General features: G+C 36.1%; 24 protein-coding genes and 11 pseudogenes. 25 read left to right on the forward strand and 10 right to left on the reverse strand.

Features of this window, described 5'->3' with window-relative positions; genetic code table 11:
- Nucleotides 1–82 precede the first annotated feature (82 nt).
- From H7F27_RS07935 to H7F27_RS07960, 6 genes are all read left to right on the forward strand, one after another.
- Nucleotides 83–475: a hypothetical protein gene (locus tag H7F27_RS07935; RefSeq protein WP_103672590.1), complete on the forward strand. Its 393-nt coding sequence runs from the start codon at nt 83–85 to the stop codon at nt 473–475.
- A 113-nt stretch (nt 476–588) separates the two neighbouring features.
- Complete coding sequence (locus H7F27_RS07940; protein WP_103672591.1) at nt 589–822, forward strand: hypothetical protein; 234 nt, start codon at nt 589–591, stop codon at nt 820–822.
- Between the two features lie 93 nt (nt 823–915).
- Nucleotides 916–1086 (forward strand): hypothetical protein, encoded by a 171-nt coding sequence (locus H7F27_RS07945; protein ID WP_181000342.1) that lies wholly within the window; start codon nt 916–918, stop codon nt 1084–1086.
- A gap of 338 nt (nt 1087–1424) precedes the next feature.
- The gene (locus H7F27_RS07950; protein ID WP_038954242.1) at nt 1425–1802 is read left to right on the forward strand and encodes a YrdB family protein; all 378 of its coding nucleotides are present in this window, start codon (nt 1425–1427) and stop codon (nt 1800–1802) included.
- 173 nt (nt 1803–1975) lie between these two features.
- The gene (locus tag H7F27_RS07955; RefSeq protein WP_185848792.1) at nt 1976–2545 is read left to right on the forward strand and encodes a cysteine hydrolase family protein; all 570 of its coding nucleotides are present in this window, start codon (nt 1976–1978) and stop codon (nt 2543–2545) included.
- A gap of 258 nt (nt 2546–2803) precedes the next feature.
- Nucleotides 2804–3445, forward strand: coding sequence for a BA5345 family protein (locus H7F27_RS07960; protein WP_185848793.1), 642 nt, complete (start codon nt 2804–2806; stop codon nt 3443–3445).
- Between the two features lie 238 nt (nt 3446–3683).
- On the opposite strand, the gene H7F27_RS07965 is transcribed toward H7F27_RS07960, so the two are convergent.
- On the reverse strand, nt 3684–3809 hold the full coding sequence (locus tag H7F27_RS07965; RefSeq protein WP_024122219.1) for a YjcZ family sporulation protein: 126 nt from the start codon (nt 3807–3809) through the stop codon (nt 3684–3686).
- Between the two features lie 181 nt (nt 3810–3990).
- On the opposite strand from H7F27_RS07965, the pseudogene terS reads away from it, so the two are divergent.
- Together terS and H7F27_RS07975 are read left to right on the forward strand one after the other, a co-directional pair.
- Nucleotides 3991–4767, forward strand: a pseudogene (gene terS, locus H7F27_RS07970) (phage terminase small subunit).
- A pseudogene (locus H7F27_RS07975) lies at nt 4760–4912 on the forward strand (phage terminase large subunit); the annotation flags it as partial. The pseudogenes terS and H7F27_RS07975, both read left to right, overlap by 8 nt.
- A 59-nt stretch (nt 4913–4971) precedes the next feature.
- On the opposite strand, the gene H7F27_RS07980 reads toward H7F27_RS07975, so the two are convergent.
- Entirely contained in the window at nt 4972–5433 is a 462-nt protein-coding gene (locus tag H7F27_RS07980; RefSeq protein WP_185848794.1) for an SMI1/KNR4 family protein, read from the reverse strand.
- A gap of 12 nt (nt 5434–5445) precedes the next feature.
- Nucleotides 5446–5877: pseudogene (locus tag H7F27_RS07985) on the reverse strand (HNH/ENDO VII family nuclease); the annotation flags it as partial.
- Between the two features lie 300 nt (nt 5878–6177).
- Between H7F27_RS07985 and H7F27_RS07990 the strand changes: the two are divergent.
- The 11 genes and pseudogenes from H7F27_RS07990 to H7F27_RS08035 all read left to right on the forward strand — a co-directional run.
- Complete coding sequence (locus H7F27_RS07990; RefSeq protein WP_185848795.1) at nt 6178–6738, forward strand: cupin domain-containing protein; 561 nt, start codon at nt 6178–6180, stop codon at nt 6736–6738.
- A gap of 403 nt (nt 6739–7141) precedes the next feature.
- Entirely contained in the window at nt 7142–7507 is a 366-nt protein-coding gene (locus tag H7F27_RS20835) for a sulfurtransferase (RefSeq protein WP_151175170.1), read from the forward strand.
- Between the two features lie 15 nt (nt 7508–7522).
- Nucleotides 7523–7783: a metal-sensitive transcriptional regulator gene (locus H7F27_RS07995; protein ID WP_151175169.1), complete on the forward strand. Its 261-nt coding sequence runs from the start codon at nt 7523–7525 to the stop codon at nt 7781–7783.
- Nucleotides 7784–7937: 154 nt separating this feature from the next.
- Nucleotides 7938–8420 (forward strand): DsrE/DsrF/DrsH-like family protein, encoded by a 483-nt coding sequence (locus tag H7F27_RS08000; protein ID WP_185848796.1) that lies wholly within the window; start codon nt 7938–7940, stop codon nt 8418–8420.
- 39 nt (nt 8421–8459) lie between these two features.
- The gene (locus H7F27_RS08005; RefSeq protein ID WP_185848797.1) at nt 8460–8828 is read left to right on the forward strand and encodes a rhodanese-like domain-containing protein; all 369 of its coding nucleotides are present in this window, start codon (nt 8460–8462) and stop codon (nt 8826–8828) included.
- Between the two features lie 64 nt (nt 8829–8892).
- Nucleotides 8893–9450 (forward strand): sulfurtransferase TusA family protein, encoded by a 558-nt coding sequence (locus H7F27_RS08010; RefSeq protein WP_185848798.1) that lies wholly within the window; start codon nt 8893–8895, stop codon nt 9448–9450.
- Nucleotides 9451–9470: 20 nt separating this feature from the next.
- Nucleotides 9471–9866, forward strand: a complete 396-nt coding sequence (locus H7F27_RS08015) for a DsrE/DsrF/DrsH-like family protein (RefSeq protein ID WP_185848799.1) — start codon at nt 9471–9473, stop codon at nt 9864–9866.
- A 31-nt stretch (nt 9867–9897) separates the two neighbouring features.
- Nucleotides 9898–11032 (forward strand): annotated as a pseudogene (locus tag H7F27_RS08020) (MBL fold metallo-hydrolase).
- A 34-nt stretch (nt 11033–11066) separates the two neighbouring features.
- Nucleotides 11067–11294, forward strand: a complete 228-nt coding sequence (locus tag H7F27_RS08025; protein ID WP_185848801.1) for a sulfurtransferase TusA family protein — start codon at nt 11067–11069, stop codon at nt 11292–11294.
- Nucleotides 11295–11355: 61 nt separating this feature from the next.
- Entirely contained in the window at nt 11356–12132 is a 777-nt protein-coding gene (locus tag H7F27_RS08030; protein WP_185848802.1) for a sulfite exporter TauE/SafE family protein, read from the forward strand.
- 80 nt (nt 12133–12212) lie between these two features.
- Nucleotides 12213–12767 (forward strand): annotated as a pseudogene (locus H7F27_RS08035) (MFS transporter); the annotation flags it as partial.
- Between the two features lie 70 nt (nt 12768–12837).
- On the opposite strand, the pseudogene H7F27_RS08040 reads toward H7F27_RS08035, so the two are convergent.
- The 5 genes and pseudogenes from H7F27_RS08040 to rapE form a co-directional block, all read right to left on the reverse strand.
- Nucleotides 12838–13993, reverse strand: a pseudogene (locus tag H7F27_RS08040) (IS3 family transposase).
- Between the two features lie 95 nt (nt 13994–14088).
- Nucleotides 14089–14460: pseudogene (locus tag H7F27_RS08045) on the reverse strand (T7SS effector LXG polymorphic toxin); the annotation flags it as partial.
- Between the two features lie 368 nt (nt 14461–14828).
- Nucleotides 14829–14988 (reverse strand): annotated as a pseudogene (locus H7F27_RS08050) (hypothetical protein).
- Nucleotides 14989–15099: 111 nt separating this feature from the next.
- On the reverse strand, nt 15100–15234 hold the full coding sequence (gene phrE, locus H7F27_RS08055) for a phosphatase RapE inhibitor PhrE (protein ID WP_014114495.1): 135 nt from the start codon (nt 15232–15234) through the stop codon (nt 15100–15102).
- Nucleotides 15224–16350: pseudogene (gene rapE / locus H7F27_RS08060) on the reverse strand (response regulator aspartate phosphatase RapE). Before rapE ends, phrE begins: the two are co-directional and overlap by 11 nt.
- Nucleotides 16351–16828: 478 nt before the next feature.
- Between rapE and czcD the strand changes: the two are divergent.
- The 4 genes from czcD (at nt 16829) to H7F27_RS08080 (ending at nt 22184) form a co-directional block, all read left to right on the forward strand.
- Nucleotides 16829–17764, forward strand: coding sequence for a CDF family zinc transporter CzcD (czcD, locus tag H7F27_RS08065; protein WP_101861076.1), 936 nt, complete (start codon nt 16829–16831; stop codon nt 17762–17764).
- A 68-nt stretch (nt 17765–17832) separates the two neighbouring features.
- Nucleotides 17833–18870 (forward strand): flavin-containing monooxygenase, encoded by a 1038-nt coding sequence (locus tag H7F27_RS08070; protein WP_185848803.1) that lies wholly within the window; start codon nt 17833–17835, stop codon nt 18868–18870.
- 293 nt (nt 18871–19163) lie between these two features.
- Complete coding sequence (locus tag H7F27_RS08075; RefSeq protein ID WP_185848804.1) at nt 19164–20291, forward strand: Rap family tetratricopeptide repeat protein; 1128 nt, start codon at nt 19164–19166, stop codon at nt 20289–20291.
- A gap of 723 nt (nt 20292–21014) precedes the next feature.
- Complete coding sequence (locus H7F27_RS08080; RefSeq protein WP_127696745.1) at nt 21015–22184, forward strand: MFS transporter; 1170 nt, start codon at nt 21015–21017, stop codon at nt 22182–22184.
- A gap of 250 nt (nt 22185–22434) precedes the next feature.
- Here H7F27_RS08080 and H7F27_RS08085 read toward each other — a convergent pair.
- Nucleotides 22435–22779: pseudogene (locus tag H7F27_RS08085) on the reverse strand (GNAT family N-acetyltransferase); the annotation flags it as partial.
- Between the two features lie 99 nt (nt 22780–22878).
- Complete coding sequence (locus H7F27_RS08090; RefSeq protein ID WP_219620031.1) at nt 22879–23577, reverse strand: GNAT family N-acetyltransferase; 699 nt, start codon at nt 23575–23577, stop codon at nt 22879–22881.
- Nucleotides 23578–23925: 348 nt separating this feature from the next.
- On the opposite strand from H7F27_RS08090, the gene H7F27_RS08095 reads away from it, so the two are divergent.
- Both H7F27_RS08095 and H7F27_RS08100 read left to right on the forward strand, forming a co-directional pair.
- Nucleotides 23926–25308, forward strand: coding sequence for a MocR-like pyridoxine biosynthesis transcription factor PdxR (locus H7F27_RS08095; protein WP_024122193.1), 1383 nt, complete (start codon nt 23926–23928; stop codon nt 25306–25308).
- A 40-nt stretch (nt 25309–25348) separates the two neighbouring features.
- Nucleotides 25349–25521 (forward strand): annotated as a pseudogene (locus H7F27_RS08100) (recombinase family protein); the annotation flags it as partial.
- Between the last annotated feature and the right edge of the window lie 43 nt (nt 25522–25564).

Raw genomic sequence — 25564 nt, forward strand, 5'->3', positions numbered from 1 at the left:
TAGTAAAAGGATAATAAATCATTCGACAAATTCTGCAAAGCGTCCCTTTGTTCACCGATAATAAAGGTGGGGGAGGAGACAAATGAAAAAGATTTGTTTGTTATTTATATTAGTTGGCATTGTGGCGGTAATTGGTGCATGTTCTTCAGAAGATTCGACTGACGATACATCGGTAAACTCTGTCGATTCATCAACAGATGATTTAACGGACGATACATCTGATGAATTAGATACAGATAGTGGTGAATCTGATAGCTCAATTTATACTGAAGAAGAATTAGAGAGTGATCCAAAAACACCTTCTTCAAATCCAAATGATTACAATGATGATGCAGAGTATGTACCAGAGAATGGGGTTTCTGATAACCCAGCTGATTATAATGCCAACGGAGAATATAAACCAGTTGAAGACATGACTCAAGAAGAGATTGAAAAAGAATTGGAAAGTATGATTGGAGATAGTATAAATCAATAATTTTTTCATGGGGCACCTTATTAGGTGTCTTTTTTATGTTCAATCGTTCGACAAATTTTGCAAAATGTTCTTTGTCATAATCTATGGCTGATATTAAGGTAGGAGGTGAAAACATGACTAGAACAATTAATGTTAATCAGCAACATTTGTTAGAACAATTGGCAGGTAGATCGGTAAACCGTCAATGCACAATAGAAGCTCTAATTGATATTCTCATCGATAAAAAGGTATTTACTGAAGAAGAATTCGTTAAATACCAAATGCATCATTTAGAACAATCTGCAGATGAGCATTCTGCGGAGCTTTTAGGTGTCAGTAAAGAAGATTACATAAAGAGCAGAAAATAATAAAGCATCCTGTAGGGTGTTTTTTTGTCGACAAATTTTGCAAATAGTTCCTTAGTTACTTGCTTTAACCGATAATTAAAAAGAGGTGATTAAATGGGAAATGAAAATGGATGGAGCAAAAACTTGGTAGGAGACTTAAAGATACCTAAGATCAATTTAGAATTACCTAAATTGAATTATCCTCCAACTGACTTGAGTCATATTAAGAAAATTAATGAGCAGATAGCTTCAGAGCGGCAACAAAAAGAGCAAGCCATTAAATAAAGAGAGAAAGATGAGAAAGAGTACCGTGAACAAACTCTTCAACTACTATCTGGTATCGAAAGGAATACAGCTATACTGCATGAAATATCGTTGCTTATGAGAACTAGCAATGAGAAACAAGATGAAATTTTCACTCTAATTGTAGAAATGTTAGAGGTATTGAAAAGTGCCAATCAGGAAGAAGCTGTAAGCAAATATAGAAAGATCATGGATAAGATAAGTAAATTCAAAGGAGATACCGATACTATTAAATCACTTTATAGTGTTGGTTCTGCTATTTTGACTATGATTAATACTCTTAATTCTTGAGCCGGTTTAGCGTTGTAAAGGAATAGGAGCTGTATAATTTGAATCAAACTAACTTACTTTTAAGATTCGCTCTTGAAATCGTTGCACTAATCTCCATAGGTGTGTTTGCATGGACCCATTTTAACTTTAATGGTTATCTTAAGTATGTTGTAACTTTGGTTTTACCGATTGTAGTTATGATTATCTGGTCAGTGTTTGCAGTGTCTAATGATCCTAGTCGAAATGGACAAACTGTAATAGCTGTAAACGGGGTAACAAGATTAGTTATTGAATTTATGATCTTTATAATGGCTGTTGCAGCGCTTTATTTTAGTAATTTAAAAACTGTTAGTATCATCTTTTTATGTCTTATAATACTCCACTATATATTTTCAGTTGAGCGTATCAAATGGCTTCTAAATCAATAGTCTTTAATTTCAGCACTCCTTATTAGAGTGCTTTTATTATTCGCTGTAGAAAATATATTCAAATGTTTTAGGGGGGCGCTTATTTGGAATTCATCGTTAAGCCATTGTACAAAAGTAAAATTTGTATTTAAAATGTAGTAATAAAAATAAGTGATTCTTTAGGAGGTTAACTTATGGAAGAAAAGAAAAAAGCTTTAATAATTGTGGATGTACAAAAAGCCTTCGATGATAAAAAATGGGGTGAACGAAATAACTTAAAGGCGGAAGAAAACATTAGTGAAATACTAAAATTGTGGAGAGAAAAAGGATGGACAGTAATATACATACAACACACTTCTGATAAACCTCATTCTTTATTTCATCCAAAGAATGAAGGGTTTGCTATAAAGGAAATAGTTAAACCTATGGATGAAGAAGTAATAATAACCAAGAAAGTAAATAGTAGCTTTATTGGTACTAATTTAGAAGAGTTCTTAAAATTAAATGAAATAACAACTGTAGTAATAACTGGTTTAACTACGCCTCATTGTGTATCAACAACCACAAGGATGAGTGGTAATTTAGGATTTGATACATACCTAATTTCAGATGCAACAGCAGCCTTCGGTATTAAAGACCAAAATGGTACATATTATGATGCGAATATTATTCATAATGTATCTATAGCTACATTGCACGATGAGTTTGCCACAATATTAACAACTGATCAATTAATAAACGATTTTATAAAACTCTCTAATTAAAATAATTATGCGCAATTATGGCATGATAATGGCACGCCATTTTGTATTCCGTATGTCGGTAATAGGTAATAAAACGAGAAGAGCGACCCAAATGTAGGGGTCGCTTTTTATCACTAATAAAACTATGAACAAAATGTTCAAAAGAGAAAGCAGTTCTGTGATCAAGGAAATTAAGATTTGCAGCAAAAATTTCGACAAATTCTGCAAATTATTCCTTTGTCCTTTTCTTTCACCGATAATAAGGTGGGAGGAGATTATATGAGTTTTGAAACAAAGTATTTAATAAGGTGGGGCATACCAGGATGGATGTTAATTTTCTGGATAGGAGCCTATTTTGCACTTACTGAAGCTGACTATATATCAGCTCATTTAAAGTTTTCTGAGCTTGGAAAATTAATAGGGGTTTTCATTTCTCTGAGTATATTTGGCGTGGTAGTGGGTTATATAATTCATCATTTATACTTTGTAGCGAATTGGATATTTAATAAAAATCGGATTTTTGATAATGCAATTGAGCAGGTTGAGAATTTTCCCAAACCTGACAATTGGAAAGATAACAATAAGAACGATTATTTTTATTTTGAGGTTTTATGGCATGAAAATTTATTAAAGATTAAAGAAGATAAAAGAAACTATATCGTTGAAAGGTATAGGTACCTGCTATCAACAATTCATGCCTTGGGTACTGTATTCGTAAGTCATTTTTTAGCCGTTTTGTTTACAGTGATAGCAACACTGTATAAGTATGGCTGTTTTTCTTACCCGCCGATGGTAATTGCTATGTTAATTATACAACTTGTAATATTGTTTATTGCGGTATCAAGTTTCAGATACTACTCTGCAAACTTAAATTATTTTCAAGGAAGTTTTTTAGACAAAATGTTAAAAAATAAGATTTAGCATCCTACGGGGTGCTTTTTATATTCTCTGTAAACTGCTTCCGGTAAATCTCAGGATAGACAATTGGCGGTTAACGGCTTGAGTGCGGTGGCGGTTTAGAGAGAATATTCACCATATAGAAACCTTGTCAGCATGATTCGGCAATCAAATGGCAAAACGCCATAAAAACTTCTTATGGCGTTTTGCCGTACAGGGAGGTGAATTCAAAAAGGCCGCTTTGGATTGAAGTGCCTCAAGACTAATAAAGGAATGCAGCACCAACAATGATTAACAAAATGAATAGCACCACGATCAAAGCGAAGGAGTTACCATATCCATTTGAATAACCAGTATTTCCGTTAGAGTATCCACCGAAGAATCCCATATTTCCACCTCCTTTAGGGGAGATAGTATAAGGTATGATAAACAATAACTTTCGACATAGATTTAAGTCTAAAAAAGAAGAAATGAATATTTTGTCTAAAGGTGCAATAGCGGACACATCAGCAAAAGCTATTAAAACAAACACAAACTCAAACATGAGATCCGGAGGTGGGTGAGATGTAATGCCAAGACCACGTGATCCACGCAGAGATGAAGCTTTTCGTTTGTGGGAAGAGAGCGGCGGGAGCAAGAAGTTAAAAGACATTGCTGAGGAATTAGGCATCACAAGCAGCACTATTCGCAAATGGAAAGCAAACGATAAATGGGAAGAAAAAATAAAAGGGAGCGCTCTTTTGCGTCGAGGCGCACCTAAAGGGAACAAAAATGCAAAAGGAAACAAGGGAGGAAGAGCACCGTTTGGTAATAAAAATGCGTTAGGAAATAAAGGTGGTGCCGCTCCACTGAGAAATCAAACAAAATGCTGTGACTCATGGATTCTTCTCAAAGTTCTTGCCAGAAGAAACGCTATCCATCATGGATGAGATTCAGGAGCGCTCACCTGTCGATATGATATGGGATCAGATACAGATCCAATATGCTGCAATATTAAGGGCGAAAAAATCATGTTCGTTTCTGATAAGGAAGAAATGATTAAGGAACTGAAAAAGAAAAAGTCTGTCATATCTGAGACAAACGAAGTCGAAGAGGAAGAATACGAATTCCAATTTTCTTGGGATCGTCATGCTACGTTCTTGAACGCTCAATCTAGGGCAATGGCAGAGCTCAGGAACCTAATAAAACAGTTTGATGAGTTAGCTCATTCGGAAGACGAACGACGCCTTAAATTGGAGCATATGCGTTTAAATATCAACAAGAAAAAATTAGAGATTGAAGAACTTACAGAAGAAGATAAACCTTTTGAGATCACCATTGTGAACAAAGGTGATAACAGTGATTAAACAAGTAAATCCCCATTTTAAAGAATTTCTCTTTGACTGGAATCAAAAATTTCAATTCTTAGTAGGTGGTTATGGATCATCCAGAAGCTATCATGTGGCACTCAAGATTGTTCTGAAATTGATACGAAAGCGATCTAGAAGCATTTATTGAAGTGCAAAAGAGCCTCTCATATAATGAGGGTTCTATATTGCAATCCTTCTGACTTAATCGTCCCAGTCTTCATCTTCTTCCCAGTTTTCTTTAGATTCCTCAAGATCCTCCATTAAAAACTCTAAAAAGTTACGGGCCACAGTTCGACCGTAACCCTCTTGATTGTCCCAAAGGATAACCGGACATTCTCCATCATCATCCATTCTGTTTGTATCAAGACAATAAGAAAATTCATCTATATATTCGATAACCACAATTCCATCAATTAAATCATAGTATTTCTTGTATTCTTCAGTCACTGTAACCACTCTCGCCGTAGCTTTACCATGACCTAGTATATTCACTCCATAAACTCCACCAGATCCATATTTCTCAAGAAACCATTTATAACTGTTGGGTAATTTAACGTTTAGTTTTTCCTCTATAGCATTAATTTTATCAATGCTAATTCCACCCGTAAAATCGTCATCTTCTGCATTCTCTCTAATAAATTGCTCAACTTGTGAATAGTTCATTAAAGTCACCTCTTACTCTTGATTCTCGAATTGTTTAGCTCTCCATTTCCAATATCTCTTTCTAAAATTATTGTACTGTTTTTCAAGTATTGGATCATTTCTAAAGCTCTGTCCACTTCCCTTCAAGCCATGCAGCACTTTACTATATTTGTTGTGCCAGCTTTCGGGTATTTCAAGCATTGTACCACTCTCTTCTTGGATAAGGTGATGCAAATTAACTTTGGTTCCATCATTAGCGTAAGGAGCATCTCCTTTTTTCATTATCTGAAGATTCGTTTTCCCTGTATCTGGGTCTACTCTGTTAATATCAATGTCTTTCATTGTGTATACTCTACGGCTTACATCTCTAGGTTGTCTTTTAACTTTTACTTTGCCGTCTATTTCAACAGCACTTAACCAAGGAAGATTTATTTCCTTACCTGTAAACGGTTTTCTGCTATCATCTAGTTTTACGATTATAGAGTCGGTGATAAATTATTCATCCGTGTAAACGGTGATCGAACAAAACGTTACTTAGAAGTAGATATTATAGAAGCATCTAGTGCAAATAAATCAGGGTTTATGAATATGGTTTTATGAGAATTTGTAAAGGGACATACAAAGCAGGTCTTTTTAAATAATATATTTTGCATTGATTAAGAACGTCCATTTTTGTGTTAAATATGAATTTTCTTGATTTAGTAACACTCCCTTAATAAATGCATAGGATACTATCACAAAATTTATAATTGTGGGGATCAAAAAATGTACTATATACCTTTTTCGCCTCAATGTTATTATTATGTCACTGTACCGATGTATAACGATGGAAGATCTGTTTATTGGACTATTCCAAATGAAATGCAGTATGTAAACAGATTTAATGATGTGCGTTCTTCCTACGAAGATAGAAACCTTCTCTTGAAGGATTATGGACCAAAACCATTTGTTGTAAATATCAATAGAGCCACAAAACAAAACAATACGTTCCGTGCTGCCTTATGGACAGGAAAACATTTTCAAGTAACTTTGATGAGTATCGGTATTGGAGAAGATATTGGTTTGGAAATGCATTCAAACGTCGATCAGTTCTTACGGATTGAGCAGGGTCGAGGGATCGTTAAAATGGGAAAGAGCAAAGATAATTTAAATTTCCAAAGAAATGTCTATGATGATTCTGCCATTGTTATACCTGCTGGCACTTGGCACAATGTGATTAATACAGGTAATACGCCGTTAAAACTATACTCAATTTATGCTCCTCCAAACCATCCATTTGGTACAGTTCATGCAACCAAAGCAGATGCAGCCGCTGCGGAAGATTAGCATAGATATTTTGCAGAATTCTGAGTAATTCGAGTCACATACGGCATGAAACATAGGGAACCAGTACCTGCAAATTGTTCTTATGCAAATGAAACTCAATTTAATATCCAAGCAGCGGAGGATTGCATGCTGTGTAGCGTATTAGAAATAGTTGCTGAGCAGATGAACTGTCTTGTGCTAATTTTAAAAGTAATTGATTAAACAAGTCGATTTAAATGAAAATCGGATTGTTTCTTTATTCGAGTTACTTTTAGTCGAATTGGCATTAGCGAAATGTGAGTGTTTTTCAGTCGTTAGAGGTTAAAATTAATTAATAGCTCAAAGAAATTAGCTTTCACACTTGACTATATACCTATAGGGGTATATTATTGCGTTATGAATAAGAAGGGGTTAATAAGGTGGTGTGGTTAGTATCAATTATTTAGTTGTTGCATTTCTGCTTATTTTTGTTATTATCCATGCAACGTATAGACGTTATTATCCTATAACCGGAATTTTTTGTATTCATAAGGATAAATTAGAGACCATGGACATAACAATATTAGATATTCGCCATTATAACGATGTACCCAATTTTTCAGATGGTATTATTTTAAACATCCCATATGCGTATCTAAAACGTTTTTATTTAGAGATTCCACGTGATAAAATACACATAATAGCTTATGATAGGGTGGAATTAAATTTAGGAGTGCGTTTTCTGAAGAGCAAAGGTATCCATGTAAATAGTTATGAATTGGCAACATGTAAATGTAAAAATAAATTATAGAAAGGATTTCAGCGAATGGAGTATGATCAAAAGATTAAAAACCGCTTACGTCGGATAGAAGGACAAATTAAAGGTGTATTGACTATGATGGAGCAAGGAAAAGACTGTAGAGAAGTTGTGACTCAATTGGCAGCATCACGCAATGCTATAGACCGAGCATTAGGTGTTATAGTTAGTACAAATCTTGAACATTGTGTTCGCGAAAGTTTAGAAAAGGGCGAAGACACACAAAACTTAGTAAAAGAAGCAGTCGACTTATTGGTAAAGAGTCGATAAAAAATTCATCAACCTATATTTAAGGTTGACGAATTTTTATATGTGTTATATTATACCCCTACCGGTATATGTATTTGGCGAAACGTCCATCTTTCACTTAAAAATTTTTGGAATTCTATATACCCCTATGGGTAATTCAATTGGGAGGAGAAACATGACAGAACAAACAAAACGCACAACAATTGTTTTATTTAGTGGAGATTATGATAAAGCAATGGCAGCTTATATTATTGCAAATGGTGCTGCTGCCTACGATCACGAAGTGACGATCTTCCATACTTTTTGGGGTTTAAACGCTTTACGTAAAGAAGAACTGATTCCAGTAAAAAAAGGGTTTCTTGAAAAAATGTTTGGAAAGATGATGCCTCGTGGTGCTGATAAGATGGGTTTATCTAGAATGAACTTTGCAGGTATGGGCCCTAAAATGATTAAAAACGTGATGAAAAAGCATAATGCACTTACGTTGCCTCAGTTGATTGAGATGGCTCAAGAACAGGGTGTAAAGCTTGTAGCTTGTACGATGACAATGGATCTTCTTGGTTTACAGGAAAAAGAACTATTAGATGAAATCGACTATGCTGGTGTAGCCGCTTATTTAGCAGATGCTGAAGAAGGCAGTGTCAACTTATTTATTTAATGTTACCAATTGCAAATTAAATAAAGGAGGTGAAACACAATGGATAGTGGGATAATCATCAATACCTTACTAATTTTATTTTTACTTTGGATTGTATTTCGACGATTTTTACCAGTGGAAGGTGTTAAACAGATAACAACTACTGATTTAAAGTCAGAGCTGAAAAATAAAGGAAAACAGTTTATCGATGTACGAACACCTCATGAATTTCGTACAAGGCATATTAAAGAGTTCAAAAATATTCCCTTGTCAAAATTGGCTCATCAAACAAGTCAACTTTCGAAAGACCAAGAAGTTTTTGTTATTTGTCAAAGTGGAATGAGAAGTCTAAAGGCGAGCAAGGTATTGAAAAAACAAGGATTTAAAAATATCACAAATATTAAAGGTGGTATGAACACATGGCCATAAAACCTTAGATATTATTTTTTTGTATATTTATATACCCCCACCCGTATTTGAAAAGGAGGAAAAAATGGTGAAGGCAAATATTGTGTTAGACGCTAAAGGTTTGACGTGTCCAATGCCCATTGTAAAAACGAAGAAGAAAATGAAGGATTTAAATGCTGGTGAGATACTAGAAATTGAAGCAACAGATAAAGGCTCTACGGCAGATTTGCAAGCATGGGCAAATAGCACAGGTCACGAATATCTAGGTACTGAAACAGAGGGAGAAATACTTCATCATTTTCTTCGTAAAGGAGGAGTACATTCATCAGAAAGCGCACCTTCTATTCCTGAGGTTCCACTAGAAGCTTTCAAACAGAAAGTGGAAAGTGAGGAGTCTCTTAACATTTTAGATGTCCGGGAGCTAGATGAGTATGAAGAAGCTCATATCCCGGGAGTTATGCATATCCCTCTTGGGGAAGTGGAAAAGCGCTCTAACGAGTTAAACAAAGATGATGAAATTTATATCATTTGCCATTCTGGAAGAAGAAGTGAAATGGCAGCCCAAACGATGAAAAAACAAGGTTTTAAAAAGGTAATTAATGTTGTCCCTGGTATGCGTGATTGGACAGGTAAAACAGAATAAATAAAAAGGATGATGAACCAATGAGTACAAGAGTAGCGATTATTGCGGCAAATGGTGGTCTATTTGATGCTTATAAGGTATTTAATATTGCGACTGCGGCAGCAGCAAGTGGTCAAGAAGTATCTATCTTCTTTACATTCGAGGGATTAAATCTGATCCATAAGCAAGCCCATCAACATTTAGAAATGCCGAAAGGAAAAGAACACTTCGCGGAAGGATTTAAGAAAGCAAATGTGCCTTCTATTCCTGAACTGATTGAAATGGCACAAGAAATGGGAGTTACATTTATTGGTTGTCAAATGACGATGGACGTTATGGGTTTAACAAAAGAGGACTTTGTAGAAGGAATTGAAGTAGGCGGGGCTGTCACCTTTTTAGATTTTGCTAAAGATGCTGATGTATCCTTAACATTTTAGTCCCATTAAAAAAAATTCAATATAGGAGGCATTGAAACATGACTGTAAAGGCAATGACCCCAAAAGAAGTGACAAAAAAAATCTTTAACAATGAACCTTTATTTATTTTGGATGTGCGTAATGAAAATGATTTTAGTAATTGGAAGATTGAAGGGCATGACTTTGACCATTTGAATGTTCCTTATTTCGATCTTTTAGATGGCGTAGAAGATATGCTAGAGAAAATTCCTTCTGATAAAGAAGTGCTAGTCGTTTGCGCAAAAGAAGGTTCATCAGTAATGGTATCCGAGATGCTTTCAGAAGCAGGTCTTTCTGTATCCTATCTTAAAGGCGGAATGAAAGCATGGAGTGAACATTTAGAGCCAGTAAAAGTCGGGGATTTAAAAGATGGTGGGGAAATTTATCAGTTTGTTCGAATTGGGAAAGGCTGCCTATCATACATGATATTATCCAATGGAGAAGCAGCCATAGTAGATGCTACACGTATGGCGGATGTCTTTTTAGATTTTGCTAAAGAGAAGGGTGCAACAATTACTCACGTATTTGATACCCATCTCCATGCAGACCATATTTCAGGGGGGAGAGTGATTGCTGAAAAAACAAGAGCAACCTACTGGTTACCGCCTAAAGATGCTGAAGAAGTGTTATTCGATTATCAGCCGTTGGAAGAAGGAAATGACATTATCATTGGAAAAACGACGATTAAAATTCAACCAATTTATTCACCTGGACATACCATTGGCTCCACTTCTTTCATTGTCGATGATCAGTATCTCCTTTCAGGTGATATCTTGTTTATCGATTCAATCGGCAGACCTGATTTAGCCGGTATGGCAGAAGATTGGGTAGGAGATTTAAGAGAAACCCTTTATAAACGTTACAAAGCGTTATCAAAGGATTTAATTGTATTACCGGCACACTTCATGATTATTGATGAGTTAAATGAAGACGGAAGTGTTGGTAAAAAACTAAGTACATTATTTATTAAGAATCATGGTTTGAACATTGAGGATGAAACGGAATTTAGACACCTAGTGACAGACAGTCTGCCTCCACAACCCAATGCATATCAAGAGATTCGAGAAACAAATATGGGAAAAATCAACCCAGATGAAGAAAAACAGCGTGAAATGGAGATTGGGCCAAATCGTTGTGCAATTCGATAAAAGATGATTATTACCAAACAGAGGAGAGATGAACATGAAATCAGATAAAGTATTAGATGCTAAAGGACTGGCATGTCCAATGCCAATCGTCAGAACAAAGAAAGCTATGAATGAAATAGAATCAGGTCAAATATTAGAAGTACATGCAACCGATAAAGGATTCAAAAGTGACCTAGCGGCTTGGTCTAAATCAGGTGGGCATGACATCTTAGAGCAAGATCAAGAAGGAGATGTACTGAAATTCTGGATTAAAAAAGGCTAATGAATGTGAAAGGGTATCGAATAAAAAGATACCCTTTTCCTTTGAAAAGGAGGAAACCAAATTGGATATTGCCTTTATCACAACTCTTTTCATTATAGGGTTTATTGGTGCCTTTCTTTCCGGATTGATTGGTATTGGCGGTTCAGTAATTAATTATCCAATGTTATTGTACATTCCTTCTTTAGTAGGGGTGATGTCATTAACTGCCCATGAAGTTTCAGGGATAGGGGCTATTCAAGTTTTCTTTGCGACACTTGGCGGTGTTTGGGCTTATCGTAAGAGTGGTCTTTTAAATAAAGCATTAATTATTTACATGGGAAGCAGCATCCTTTTAGGGAGTGTATTGGGGAGCTATTTTTCTCATCACTTATCTGAAAAAGGAATTAACTTTATATACGGAATTCTGGCTATTATAGCTGTTATTCTAATGTTTATACCTAAAAAAGGACAAGCACATAGAGACGGCAAAGAAGTGATATTTAATAAATGGTTGGCGTCGTCCCTAGCGTTTATCATTGGTGGCGTATCAGGTATTTTAGGAGCTGGCGGCGCCTTTATCCTAGTCCCCATTATGTTATCGATTTTAAATATTCCTGTAAGAATCACCGTCGCTTCATCTCTTGCGATTACATTTCTTTCATCTATTGGAGCAACAGTTGGAAAGGTGATCACAGGTCAGGTACTTTTTTTACCTTCTTTGATTCTTATTATCTCAAGTTTAATCGCTTCGCCTCTAGGAGCAAAACTGGGACAAAAAGTAAATGGAAAAATCCTGCGGTGGATCTTAGCTTTACTGATTTTGGTGACGACCGTTAAAATTTGGTTGGATATTCTGTAACAGATCACTTTCTTACGTATGATTAAAAGAAAGACCAACAGAGTGTTTCAAATGTTGGCCTTTCTTTTTTATGTAAGACATTTATCATTGTATTTGTACTTGCTTTCGGATTATCAGCATATGAAACAGTTTTCAGCCTATTTTCTGATCATAAATTTGGCTTCACGCCGAAGGAGATTGCAACTATTATTACAATCAGCTCAATCTTCGGAGTTGTTATTCAATTATTTATGTTTGGAAAAATGGTAGATAAACTTGGTGAAAAGAAACTAATTCAATTATTGTTAATTATAGGTGCAATATTGGCGGTGGCATCTACTGTAATCTCTAGCTTTTTAGCAGTACTGGCAGTAACTTGCTTCATCTTCCTCGCATTTGACTTGCTTCGCCCGGCGTTAACGACTTTTTTATCAAAAGCTGCCGGGAAAGAGCAAGGATTTGCTGCTGGAATGAACTCAACCTATACGAGCTTAGGTAATATCGGTGGGCCAGCCATGGGTGGAATATTATTTGACGTAAACATCCACTATCCTTATCTTTTCGCTGCTGTCATTATGGTCATTGGCTTCGGTATTACAATTATGTGGAAAGAAAACCGGTTGGGAGAAAGCTTAGCGAAAAACTTGAGGTCCTAGTGGGGATAGTAAAAAAAACCGATGATTTAAGGGACTGACCCCTGTTTTTGAGACAGGGATCAAAACACTTTTATACAGCCAATTGCCGATAGCTTATCGGTGATTGGCTGTTTAGTTTCGTTTCGTTTGAATACGAATGTTGTTATAATAATAAATGTATTCTTTGACAGTGCGTTCTACGATGGCGGTCGTGGTTCGATTAATGCTGTTAAGATAGAACGTTTCAGACTTTAGTGAGGAATGAAACGATTCGATGGAGGCATTATCAGCGGGCGTCCCTTTGCGGGACATGCTCATGGTAATGCCTTTTGTTTTAACAGCTTTCTGATACTCATAAGATGTATACACAGATCCTTGGTCACTATGTAACACACAGTTCTGAGGCAGTGTTGGCAGTTGCTCAAGTGTGTTTAAGACAAAGTCTGTGTCCTGCTTATCTCCAATCGTGAAAGCAATCACTTCTCCATTGTATACATCCAATATACTGGAAAGGTACAATTGTTTCTGTCCATAAGGCAAATATGTGATGTCCGTTACTAGTTTTTCAAGAGGACGATCAGACTGAAAGTTCCGATTCAATATGTTATCGACCACGGCATATGGCTGCCCATTCTTCTTGCGTTTTTTCACCTTAACCCGGCACTGCCACTGATTTTTCTGCATGATACGCTGAACCGTTTTATGGTTAATACGCATTCCCTTTTTTAATATAGCTGTAATTTTTCGATATCCATATCGATACTTGTGCTCTCGGCACAACGTGCCGATTTGTTTTTCCAAATGGCATTTGGGATGATCTTTCGTCAGGTTCTTTTTCCAACGATAATAAGATGCTCGTGAAATACCTAAATGAACACAGATATTCTGTACGGTCATTGTGTTGCGCAATACTTCTACAAGTTCGACTGACGTTTGACTATCAACTTCCTTTCCAATTCGTTGTACTTTTTTAAAACTTCATTCTGTTGTCTCAGATAACGGTTCTCTGCCTGTAGTTTCTCTAATTCGGAAGAATACTCCGGACCTTTTCCGTAAGTGTATTGCTTACCAACAGGCTGTTCAAATCGATGTGTATCCCCAGCTTTATGCCATCTAACCCATGTCTGAACCTGCGTCTTATTCTTGATATTCAATTCCTGCATGATCTCTTTCATAGGCACACCTGCCAATCTCATTTCTACAGCCTTCTGTTTGACTTCAATCGGATAACTCGCTCTTGTTCCCATACAAAAAACACCTCCAAGTCTTATTTCGGATAACAACTATCCGTTTTCAAACTTGAAGGTGTTTTTTATTTGTCTCATCTTATGGGGTCAGTCCCATCTTTCATGGCTTTTTTCTGTTCAGACATGATTGATTTTGATTTTTTATGGGCGTTAGCCAGTTCATGTTCTAAAAAAGATTCTTCAATATAAGCATCAGAGAGACCTTTGTCTTCGACAGCTCCGGCAATGCTGTTAAAGAATGCGATTTTCATGTCAATGTAGTCAATCCATTGATCAGTGACACCAACATGATCGTGATAGAATGCTTTAATGTTATTAGCGCCTTTACCTGAGAATTCGCTGTCGTCCAGTTCAGCGACGCTTTGTAAAGCTTTTCTCAAGTTGACCATTTGCGTCCTTAGTTCTTTATATTCTTTGGCGCGGTCTGTAGCTTCAGACATAAGTGTTTTAGCTTCAAAGACTTTCATAATCATACCCTCTCATTTAATCATATAACAAAATATTACCATGGAAGAATGATGAAACTAACTGTTATGTGGATCAAATGGTGGAAATGAATCATTCGATCTGTGTCATTTTACCTATTTGCTAATCCTTTCAATGAAAGGGGACTTTCCAATTGTAACATCGCCATCATGAAAAAATTCGATAACGTAGCCGGATTCACTAAACATAAAAGTATCTGAACCAACGGCAGTTACATCATCAATTACGTTTAATGCATGTTCAAGACTGGTTTTTAATGCTGGTTGTTCTCCGTAACCCCAAAGAATGATAATGTTTCTATCTTTAAAATGGTGTTCAGCTAGCCACTCGTCAATCTCTTCCTCGTAATCTATAGATTGGTGACAACAAACTTCTTCCCACTTGATTCGTCCCCAAGATGTAAAGGGAAAACTGTTTGAAAGCAGTTCATAATATTTTGCCGTTAATTCTTCTGATAAGATTTCTTTGTTTTTCTCTAGAGCTTCTAAGCATTCATCAAATAAGTCCAAAATTTTCACCTCAAAAGCTTTATGTATATGATGGATTTTTTCAGTATTAGAAATAAGAAAAAGCCGTTATGAAACGGCTAAAGGGAATTAGAACTAATGTTGTTTATCGAATCAAACAAGGAATTCATGAGTAGGTGCGAGAGTTACATTCCGGGATGCTTCCTTCATTTCGCCATTAGACATAGATCCGAAAAAGGCAAGTCCAATTAAAACAGCGGATAAACTGATAAACAATTTAGATTTCATACATGCATTCCCCTTTCGATATTTGCTTTTGAGCATATACCATCTTCTTGAAACAGATGATACTATCCTCTATTTTTCCATTATAATCGAAAAGGTTTCCTCCTAACAATGCCAGCTCTTCCAGATAATGGTATCCTTTGCCGTTCTCTAAACGAGAAAAAATGTTGAGGAGTTTAGGTGTATCGCCATTTCTTATATAAAGAACGTCTAATGCTTCAAATAAGTTCATAAAAAGTTCGTCTTTAAAATCTACAGCGCTTCTGATTCCTTTGCGGAAGCAATCCATTGCTTGTTCTTTTTTGCCTTGTTTAAAATAAATCAACGCTAGGTCATGATAAGCTTGCGGAAGTACGTCAGAGTTTATTTTTCTGTATTGAACCAAAGCTTGTTCGATGTAACGTGCAGCCTTATTTAGGTTGTCCATTTTGTGATAGCAGTTACCGAGATTGAAAAATGCGGTGGCATAGATGTGAGTATTTTTACTTTTAAGCAGCTCAGCACCTTTTAAAGCTTCTTGAAGGTGGGGGAGAGCTTTTTCATGATTTTCAAGGTCATCGTAGTTGCCAGCAATAACAAAATGGCACTGAATAAGCCGACCAGAATAAAGTTCATGTTTTTTATAGATGTTGTATGAAAGTTCAGCGTAGTGCATTGAGATGTGAGTCATCTTCATATGATAATAGACTTCGGATAACTTAAAATAAAACTCAGCTTTTTCAATCTTGTCGGAGATCGTTGGAATTTTGCGTTCAGCTTTTTTGTAATATGTAATGGCCTTTGTGTATTCACCGTTTCTAAACTCATACATCCCGCGGAAGAAGTTATAATAATACGCTCGCATATTGTCTAGCTTCTTCTTATGCCCCTCGATTTTCTTTAAATATTCTGAAAGTTCCATTCGATTTTCATCAGATGCAGCGTGTATTCCAACATAATTTTATGGCGAAAGGCCATTAATTGATAATAAATAAGCAAATCTTGATCTTCTTCCATCACCTCTATATCACGTTCGATTTCAGCTTTTAACATTTCAGCATCAGTTACGTTGAATTTTTGAATATGCCTATGCCATTCATTAATCTTCATTCCCACTTCAGCTGATGTGATTGATATCAAGATATTCACCCTTCCCTTAACTCTACTAGTAATGTAAATATTAACAAGTTTTCCTTCGCGGAAAAAGGCAATAGGGCACCGCAATTTAAATTTTCGGTGAGACCGCAATAACTTTTTGTCTTGGTATTAAGAATCTTGATTATATGCTACGTAGAAAGTGACGGGTTGGGACTGTTAGAGGAGTAAACCTTGTGTTTGCTCCTCTTTTTTTTGCTTATCAGATAGTCGTCGTGGTGTTGTTATCAAGTTGCAATAGTATTTTTAAGAAAAGCATCAATTGATTTTATTTGAATACAAAAGAACCTGTATTGGAATTTTTATAATAAATATTTTGACATTTCAGTAAAGAGCATATATATTCTTATATGAGCATGTAATCATATATTGATATTTCTAGTGTCAGGTTAGAATGCTCAATAAAAGATAAGAAATAATAAAGCATATGAATCAAGAAACTTTCGTTAAGGAGGAGATTTTTATGGGTCACAATCATACTACGGGAGCTAATAAAAAGGTTTTATTGATCTCTTTTATCATGATTACAGGTTATATGATGATAGAAGCCATAGGTGGATTTTTAACAAATAGTCTGGCGCTTTTATCAGATGCAGGCCATATGCTGAGTGATTCAATTTCATTAATGGTTGCCTTGATTGCTTTTACATTAGCTGAAAAAAAGGCAAATCACAATAAGACATTCGGCTATAAACGATTTGAGATTCTTGCTGCTGTGATAAACGGTGTTGCATTAATTCTTATTTCTCTTTATATCATTTATGAAGCAATCGAACGTTTCTCTAACCCACCAGAAGTAGCAACAACTGGCATGCTTACGATTAGTATTATCGGGTTAGTTGTGAATATATTAGTCGCATGGATTATGATGAGTGGCGGAGATACAAAGAATAATCTGAACATAAGAGGAGCTTATTTGCATGTGATAAGCGATATGCTCGGCTCTGTAGGTGCCATTCTAGCTGCCATACTTATCATCTTCTTTGGATGGGGCTGGGCAGACCCATTGGCTAGTATGATTGTGGCTATTCTTGTTCTAAGAAGTGGTTACAATGTGACTAAAAGTTCCATTCACATATTAATGGAAGGAACTCCAGAACATATCGATGTCACTGACATCATTCGTGCAATTGAAGAGACAGAGGGAATTCAAAACATTCATGATTTACACATATGGTCTATCACAAGTGGATTAAATGCTCTTTCTTGCCACGCTGTGGTTGACGATCAGCTGACCATTTCAGAAAGTGAAAATATTTTACGCAAAATTGAACATGAGCTTGAGCATAAAGGCATTACGCATGTAACCATTCAAATGGAAACAGAAGCACATAATCATGACAATGCGATCCTTTGTCAGGCCACAATTGAGAAGCCGCATGACCACCATCATCATTAAAATTTTTATCTGATGAGGTTCAGTTTTAGTCTATCTCTCGTATGAATAAAATTAGTGGGAGGCTTAATATGTATGACACGATAGTAATTGGAGCTGGTCAAGCAGGAATCTCAATAGGATATTATCTTAAGCAGACCGACCAAAAGCTTATCATTTTGGATAAAAGTCAGGGGGTTGGGGAGAGCTGGAAAGAACGGTATGACTCATTGGTTTTATTTACTACTCGAATGTATAGCTCTTTGCCTGGGATGCATCTTGAAGGAGAAAAAAACGGATTTCCTTCAAAAGATGAAATTGTAGCTTATCTAAAGAAATATGTTGAAAGATTTGATATTCCAATCCAATTACAGACAGATGTAATAAGTGTTCTAAAATCAAAGAATTATTTCTTAATAAAAACAAATCAGGGAGAATATCAATCAAAGAATCTTGTCATTGCTACAGGTCCTTTTCATACCCCTAATATTCCATCAATATCAAAAGGTTTAGCTGATAATATTAATCAACTACACTCGTCACAATATAAGAATTCAAAACAATTGGTACATGGAAATGTACTAGTAGTTGGTGGGGGGAATAGTGGTGCGCAGATAGCTGTTGAATTATCCAAAGAAAGAGTTACATATTTAGCCTGTAGTAATAAACTTGTTTATTTGCCTTTAATGATCGGAAAAAGAAGCATCTTTTGGTGGTTTGATAAATTAGGAGTTTTACATGCAAGTCATACATCGATATTAGGCAAATTCATTCAAAAGAAAGATGATCCAATATTTAGGTATGAACTAAAACACGCAATAAAACAGAGGGAGATTATGTTAAAAACAAGAGTCGTAGCTGGAAAGCAAAATGAAATCATTTTTAAAGATTCATCTTCGTTAGAAGTAAACAATATTATTTGGGCTACAGGTTTTAGGAATCCTCTTAAATGGATAAATATAAAAGGTGTTTTGAATAAAGAAGGCCGAATCATACATCATAGAGGTGTTTCACCTGTAGAGGGATTGTACTTTATAGGTTTGCCTTGGCAGCATAGGCGAGGTTCAGCATTGCTTCAAGGCGTAGGAAATGATGCTGAATACATTGTAAAACAAATTAACGGGGAATAAACTATGTAGAGCAGTAACTAACATGTGAACTGCTCTATTTTTTGTGGGAATAAGTTTAGGAAGCAGAGATGTCCCTTCTCTTTTATATTTAAGAAATTAGAAAGAAATCTCTTCAAGACATACTCATATTTTTATCTTCAATAATGTAAGAGGGGAGAAACGAGCCTAAAATTATCTTGGTTAATCATATCAAAGATACGATACCGAATAAAAAAATTGCGGTTTTTTTGCGGTCCAAACACTTTTTGGAAATGTTAGAATATTACATAAAAAGACATAAAAGGAGGGGTCCTGTGAATCCGGTTTTATCATCGTCAGAAGTTGGCGTAAAGATCAATGAATGGTATAAAATGATACGTCAATTTAGTGTCCCGGATGCAGAGATTTTAAAGGCAGAGGTGGAGCAAGAAATCCAACGGATGGAGGAAGATGAGTATTTACTCATTTACTTCTCCCTAATGAAATTCCGTCATCAACTCATGTTAGATTATTTGGAACCCGTAACAACACGTATAAGACCAACTATTGACGAACTTCTTGAAAAAATTGAGACTTCAAATAAAGGCATATCTGGTCTTTTGTCGTATTATTCTCTGTTTTTCAGAGGGATGTACGAGTTTGATAAGAAGCAATACATGAAAGCTATTTACTATTATAGAGAAGCTGAAAAGCAGCTTATACATGTCCCTGATGAGATCGAAAGGGCAGAGTTTCATTTTAAGTTAGCTGAAGCATATTATGGTATGAAGCAAAGTCATGTGTCTATGCATCACGTTAAACAAGCATTGGATATTTATAATCAATATGAACTTTATAAGGTGCGAAAAGTTCAATGTATGTTTGTTATCTCAGGGAATTATACTGATTTTAAACATTATGAAAAAAGTCAGCCGCATCTTGAAAAGGCATTAGAGTTATCTAGGGAATTGAATAACAAAAGGTTGATTAGTTCTGCACTATATAATTTAGGCACTAATTTTGCTGATAGTGGTGATTACGAGCAGGCGGAAGTATACATAAAGCAAGCAGTGGAGATTACAGAAAAAGAAAAGCTCACAAACTTGCCACATTCTTTATTTTCTTATGCAAAAATCCTTTTTAAACAAGGAAAAATGAATGAGGCTATCCAAGTAAGTAAGAAAGGTTTGTCAGCAGCTCTTTATCAAGGTGATGAGCTTTTCGCAAAATTACAGGGATATTTAAAAGCTCTTTATGTCGATGCAGTGGACCAACAAGGTGTTAATAAAACAATAGAATACTTAGAAAAAAATAAGAACTATTCATATATTGAAGACATTGCCTGTGAGACCGCAGCTGCTTACGCAAACTCAAAAGAATTTGAAACATCTTATTTATATCATCGGAAAATGCTTGAGACTCAAACACAAATTCAAAGGGGAGAATGCCTGTATGACTTTTAAAAAGAAGGTATGCCTAATCCTGGGTTTGTCACTTGTTTTAGTGTGTGGTTTCGGATCCAACTTAACAGAAAATCAAACTCAAAACACATTTCATATTGCCTCAGATCGTTTTCAAACTTGATAATATTACATTCAACCTCCTTCAGAAATGGAGGTTTTTTTATTTGATATCAACAGAAACAATGGAATCAAATGCGATATAATTAGTATCCCCCCTTTAAATCCTTGAGGAATAACCTTTACTTTTGGGGAGAGAAAAAGGCAATAGGGCACCGCAATTTAAATTTTCGGTGAGACCGCAATAACTTTTTAGTTCTCATGGAAAATCTCTCGATGGTGAATTAAGTGGTTTTGAGGATTAGCTCATTAAAAACTCACTTCGTAGATGAAGACAGTGCTTCAAAAGTGATTTTAAAATTGCTGCAGAACAAGTTATGCATAAAGAGAAAGGTGATCAGACCTTTTATTTCTATTTTGGATGATTGCTGAACTTGTACCCATTTTTGTGCATAAAATATAAAACTGTGTAAAAAGATGTAATGAATGACTTCAAAATTACTTAGGACCTAATGGCCGAAGTAATTGTCCGAGAAAACACTGGTTGTTTCAAACTATCGGTGTTTTTATTTGTCTCATTTTATGGGGGTGTACCACTTACATAAAGTTCTTTTATGCCCCCTAGAGAATATACATGTAAAAATATTTTTTCATATGGGGGATTATATGAAGTTGCAAGGGAGGATAAGTTTAAGCGTTGGTTGGATAACTTTGTTTCTAATGGGTACTGATTTATTTGTGGTATCCCCATTATTACCGTTTATTTCGGAAGTATATAAAGTTAGTGCATCAACCACTGGATGGATGGTAACTGTTTTTGCAGTTACATATGCTTTTTCGGCTCCTTGCTTCGGTTGGCTTTCAGATATCAAAGAACGGAGAACATTGATTACATTTGGCTTATTGCTGTTCGCTATTTCTAATATGCTAACTGCATTTTCTCCTTCATTTTTATGGTTGATTGTTAGCCGTATTTTAGCTGGTTTATCCGTTGCTTCAATCACTCCTTTGATATACGCAATCATTGGAGATACTGCCCCGCCTAACCGAAGAGGAACATGGCTTTCGATTGTTGTCTCAGGACACTTGACGGCTCTTTGGGCAGGAGCGCCAATCGGTACGTTATTAGAGCATTTTCTTGGATGGCGCTCAGTATTTGTTGTAATGGCAATCATAGGAGCCGTATTGGCGGCAGTGAATTTTAAAACATGGGAATCTATTCCTAAAAATGGTTTAACAAGAAACCTGTTAGAAGGAAATCTGCTAAGAATACTTGGTTCTGTAAGTGTTACTACCATTTGGGCGATTTCAATGTATACCCTTTATGTTTATTTAGGTGCAGCTCTTTACTCTAAAAATAAATTCTCGTCATCAGAAATCGCATTAGCTGTTGCTTTTTATGGTGTCGGTGCTGTTTTAGGGAGCCTTACAAGTGGGCAATTAACAGATAAATTTGGAGAAGAGAAAATTTCGAAGGTTACGCTAATTTTGTTAATTTTAATACTCATTTGTTTAGGGATATTCTTCTCATCTGGTGATTGGATTTATTTCTTTCTTTTTATATGGGCTTTAGTTGGGTATGCAGGATTTACATCATACCAAGCAAGATTAGCAGTGGAATATCCAAAAGAACGAGGAATTGTTATGGCATGGAATAATACAGCTCTGTATATTGGTATTACCATTGGTTCAATGATTGGGGGTTATGTCATATCTAATTGGGGATATTCTTCACTTCCATATGTTTGTAGCGTTGCAGCAATCGTAAGTTTTGTGCTTAGTACCCAAAAGGTACAAGAAGCCAAAAAAGATTCAGCTTTTTCAACAGATACATGACCACGGAACAAAGTCTATTTGGGGTTCAGCCGAGATACATGTATAAGGGGTCATAGGATTGTTTTTATTTCCAAATCCTAAAATATCAAAAGTGACATTAGGAAACATGGATTTTTTGCACAAAGCTTAACTTCAAACTAAAAAAGTCAAATTTCCTGTCACGCTAAGCCACTTTTCATTAAAGCCGGATTCCTGTTCAACTAGAGGCTCAGGCTTATGTTCATTACACTCTGATTCTCGTTCGCTTTACTCAGTTATATTTTTCAAGCCGATCTTTGAGATTTGTGCGGACAGCAGGCCATTCCTTGGCAATGATTGAAAAGTAAGCTGTATCCCTAATGCTACCATTACTTGCAGGGAGATGTGCCCTGCGAATGCCTTCAAAAGTAGCACCAAGCCTTTGTATAGCAGAACGTGAACGTATGTTACGAGCGTCAGTTTTCAGTGTGACTCTGATAGTATTCCACGAATCAAATGCATGTGCAAGCATCAGAAGCTTGCACTCTGTATTAACACCAGTACGTTGAAATGGAGCTCCATACCAGGTGCTACCGATTTCTGCCACGGTTGGTGGAGTCAAATCTGTAGGGGAAGTCCCACTTGCAACGCCCGGTGGCCATGAAAAAACTTCGAGAGCAAAAAGCCGCGGATCTGTTTTGAAACATCATAAAAATGGATAAAGTAATTTCTCGTTTCAAAACTGGTTGTCTAGTTTTGAAATTTGATTTCCATATTCATCAAAATTGCTCTCCAAAAGCCACTTTTCGAACCGATTTTTTATATTGGGCCATTCTTTATCAATTATCGAAAACCAAGCTGTATCTCTATTTCTTTGTTTGTATACAAGTGCTTGCCTAAAAGTTCCTTCATATTGAAATCCCAATCTTAGAGCTGCCTTTCTAGAAGGATCGTTTAAACTATCACATTTCCATTCATAACGTCTATAGTGCAGCTCTTCGAATACGTAACGCGCCAGTAGAAACTGTGCTTCAGTAGCAATTCTAGTTTTTTTTAGTCTTTCAGAGTATATTACATGTCCAACTTCCACTGAACTATTTTCGATATTGATCCTCATTAGTGAAAAAGAGCCCAGTGCTACGTTAGTGTCATTGTCAACTATTGCATAGTAAAAAGGATCTTCTGATTTTATTAATTTTGATAAGAAAATTTCGAATTCCTTTTCACTTGTAAATTTTTCGGTTGGCAGATAGGTCCATTGTTTATCGTCACTCTCGGGTCCATAAACATTTTTGTACAGATCATCAAAATGCTTCATTGATACCTTTTCTAACGTACAGTATTTTCCTGCTATTGTGTTTCTTGTTGGAACTAGTGGATGTTGATAGCCCTCAACTGGCTCACCGATTTTTTGTCCAAATTGGTTAATTTGCATACTTAACATATCCTTTCTTAGATCAACCCACGAAGTAGGGAACTTATGCTTGTTAATATTACATTGAATGTTTAATAAGATTGATTTCTCTACTTTTGGGGATTCCATCAGCGTAAGAATTCTCCCAATAAAGTACCTAGTTCAAGAATAATCCAAACAATTTAACCGATCGTATCTGAGTAAAATCAATCCTCTTATTATCTGTACATACTAATTTTATTGGCGGATATTATGCATTTTTTTTATCCCAACTTTCTTTATAAATGATAAAATCATTTTAGAGAATTTCTGTACCTAATAAAAGTGACAGAATTTAAAAAAACAATAGGGACAGATGGAGGGTTAACAGTGGAAATTACCCCATTTTTACATAGGGAGTCGTCTGAGCCGTTATATAGTCAATTGTATCATTGGATTAAGAATGAAATTGAGGAAGGTAGGCTCTTGCCAGGAATGAAGATGCCATCAATTCGTCAGCTAACGGCTCATTTAAAGGTTAGCCGAAACACGGTTGAGACAGCATATCAGCAGCTACAATCAGAGGGATACCTAGAAAGTGTCCCTAAAAGTGGAATATGGGTAGCTGAGATTGAGAAACCTTTACTACATCCGATTGTTGTGGAACATCCTATTAGGTTGGAAAGTAAACAATCAAGCGAGGTCCTTGTGGATTTTAAATATGGAAACATCGATCTGGAGAAGTTTCCCTTGAAGCAGTGGAAAAAATGTCTGTCAGACGCAGTTGATCAAGTATTTCATTATGGAGAAAATCAGGGTGACTTTGCATTGAGGAGAGAGATTTCAAACTATCTGCTTCAATCCAGAGGTGTACGCTCTACACCGGAACAGATTCTTGTAACGGCCGGAACACAAGCCTCCATGGCGTTAATCTGCCGTCTTTTAGCACTTCAGGAAAAAACCGTGGCCATGGAAGAACCCGGTTACAGTGGAGTTCGATCAGTCTTAAAAGACCAAGGATGCCAAATTGAACCAGTGCCTCTTGAGAAGGACGGATTGTCAATGGAGCATATTCAAATGAGCAAGGCAAAAGCAGTGTATTTAACGCCTTCTCACCAATTTCCATTTGGTATGATTATGTCCATATCGAAAAGAATGCGTTTACTAAAATGGGCTTATCAAACTGGGGGATACATTATTGAGGATGATTATGACAGCGAGTTTCGATACAGGGGACAGCCGATTCCTTCACTGAAATCATTGGATGAAGAGGAAAGGGTTATTTATTTAGGTACATTTTCTAAATCATTTCTACCTTCAGCTCGATTAAGTTATATTGTATTTCCATCCTCTCTAATGGTTCAATATTCACGAAAGTTCGCAGCTTACAAGCAATCTGCTTCTCCTATTATTCAGAGGGCTATGGCCATGTTTATGCAATCCGGGGAATTTGAGAGGCATATACGAAGAATGCGCAAGATTTATCAAAGAAAACATCAGACTCTGTTAAGGAGCATTGAACAGTATATGGGCAATCAAGTAAAAATTGTTGGAGAAAAGTCAGGCTTACATATCTTATTGAAACTAAAAGGCGTAACAGCCTTCGAGTTGATCGAAGCTGGTTTCCAAAAAGGTGTCAAAGTATATTCTCCGTCAAGGTTTTGGCTTAATCCAAACCCCGAAAATGATTCCTATATCATGTTGGGATTTGGTGGATTATCAATTGAAGAAATTGAAAATGGAGTAAGATTACTCGCTAGCTGCATCCCATGAAGAGGGAGAACAGTAAGTAATAAACATATTGGCTTAAAGAATGATGGCGATATATGTAGGTATCGACCGAGAAACAAGCGATCAAGGGGTCAAGCATCGACAGCCAGATAGAGGCCTGGCCTGTATAAAGAAAGCAGGGACTAAGGATGTGCTGAAGTATGCCGATGAAGCTTTGGGGAGCTTTTAGAACGTCCGGCTTTGAATTGCTTAAGGATAAGGATGGATTCAAAATTGCCGCATATCGAGTTGGTGCATA

Source organism: Bacillus sp. PAMC26543 (assembly GCF_014250375.1).
Taxonomy (GTDB): Bacteria; Bacillota; Bacilli; order Bacillales; family Bacillaceae; genus Bacillus; species Bacillus halotolerans.

Bases quoted from the DNA above. Each gene is read 5' to 3' on its own strand.
- H7F27_RS08080 (WP_127696745.1), top strand. From the start codon at position 21,015: ATGAAGTTGCAAGGGAGGATAAGTTTAAGCGTTGGTTGGATAACTTTG.
- H7F27_RS08070 (WP_185848803.1), top strand. From the start codon at position 17,833: ATGTATGACACGATAGTAATTGGAGCTGGTCAAGCAGGAATCTCAATA.
- H7F27_RS07955 (WP_185848792.1), top strand. From the start codon at position 1,976: ATGGAAGAAAAGAAAAAAGCTTTAATAATTGTGGATGTACAAAAAGCC.
- czcD (WP_101861076.1), top strand. From the start codon at position 16,829: ATGGGTCACAATCATACTACGGGAGCTAATAAAAAGGTTTTATTGATC.
- H7F27_RS08000 (WP_185848796.1), top strand. From the start codon at position 7,938: ATGACAGAACAAACAAAACGCACAACAATTGTTTTATTTAGTGGAGAT.
- H7F27_RS07940 (WP_103672591.1), top strand. From the start codon at position 589: ATGACTAGAACAATTAATGTTAATCAGCAACATTTGTTAGAACAATTG.
- H7F27_RS07945 (WP_181000342.1), top strand. From the start codon at position 916: ATGGGAAATGAAAATGGATGGAGCAAAAACTTGGTAGGAGACTTAAAG.
- phrE (WP_014114495.1), bottom strand. From the start codon at position 15,234: ATGAAATCTAAATTGTTTATCAGTTTATCCGCTGTTTTAATTGGACTT.
- H7F27_RS07965 (WP_024122219.1), bottom strand. From the start codon at position 3,809: ATGGGATTCTTCGGTGGATACTCTAACGGAAATACTGGTTATTCAAAT.
- H7F27_RS08010 (WP_185848798.1), top strand. From the start codon at position 8,893: ATGGTGAAGGCAAATATTGTGTTAGACGCTAAAGGTTTGACGTGTCCA.
- H7F27_RS08025 (WP_185848801.1), top strand. From the start codon at position 11,067: ATGAAATCAGATAAAGTATTAGATGCTAAAGGACTGGCATGTCCAATG.
- H7F27_RS07960 (WP_185848793.1), top strand. From the start codon at position 2,804: ATGAGTTTTGAAACAAAGTATTTAATAAGGTGGGGCATACCAGGATGG.
- H7F27_RS08015 (WP_185848799.1), top strand. From the start codon at position 9,471: ATGAGTACAAGAGTAGCGATTATTGCGGCAAATGGTGGTCTATTTGAT.
- H7F27_RS07995 (WP_151175169.1), top strand. From the start codon at position 7,523: ATGGAGTATGATCAAAAGATTAAAAACCGCTTACGTCGGATAGAAGGA.
- H7F27_RS08090 (WP_219620031.1), bottom strand. From the start codon at position 23,577: ATGCAAATTAACCAATTTGGACAAAAAATCGGTGAGCCAGTTGAGGGC.
- H7F27_RS07990 (WP_185848795.1), top strand. From the start codon at position 6,178: ATGTACTATATACCTTTTTCGCCTCAATGTTATTATTATGTCACTGTA.
- H7F27_RS07980 (WP_185848794.1), bottom strand. From the start codon at position 5,433: ATGAACTATTCACAAGTTGAGCAATTTATTAGAGAGAATGCAGAAGAT.
- H7F27_RS07935 (WP_103672590.1), top strand. From the start codon at position 83: ATGAAAAAGATTTGTTTGTTATTTATATTAGTTGGCATTGTGGCGGTA.
- H7F27_RS08005 (WP_185848797.1), top strand. From the start codon at position 8,460: ATGGATAGTGGGATAATCATCAATACCTTACTAATTTTATTTTTACTT.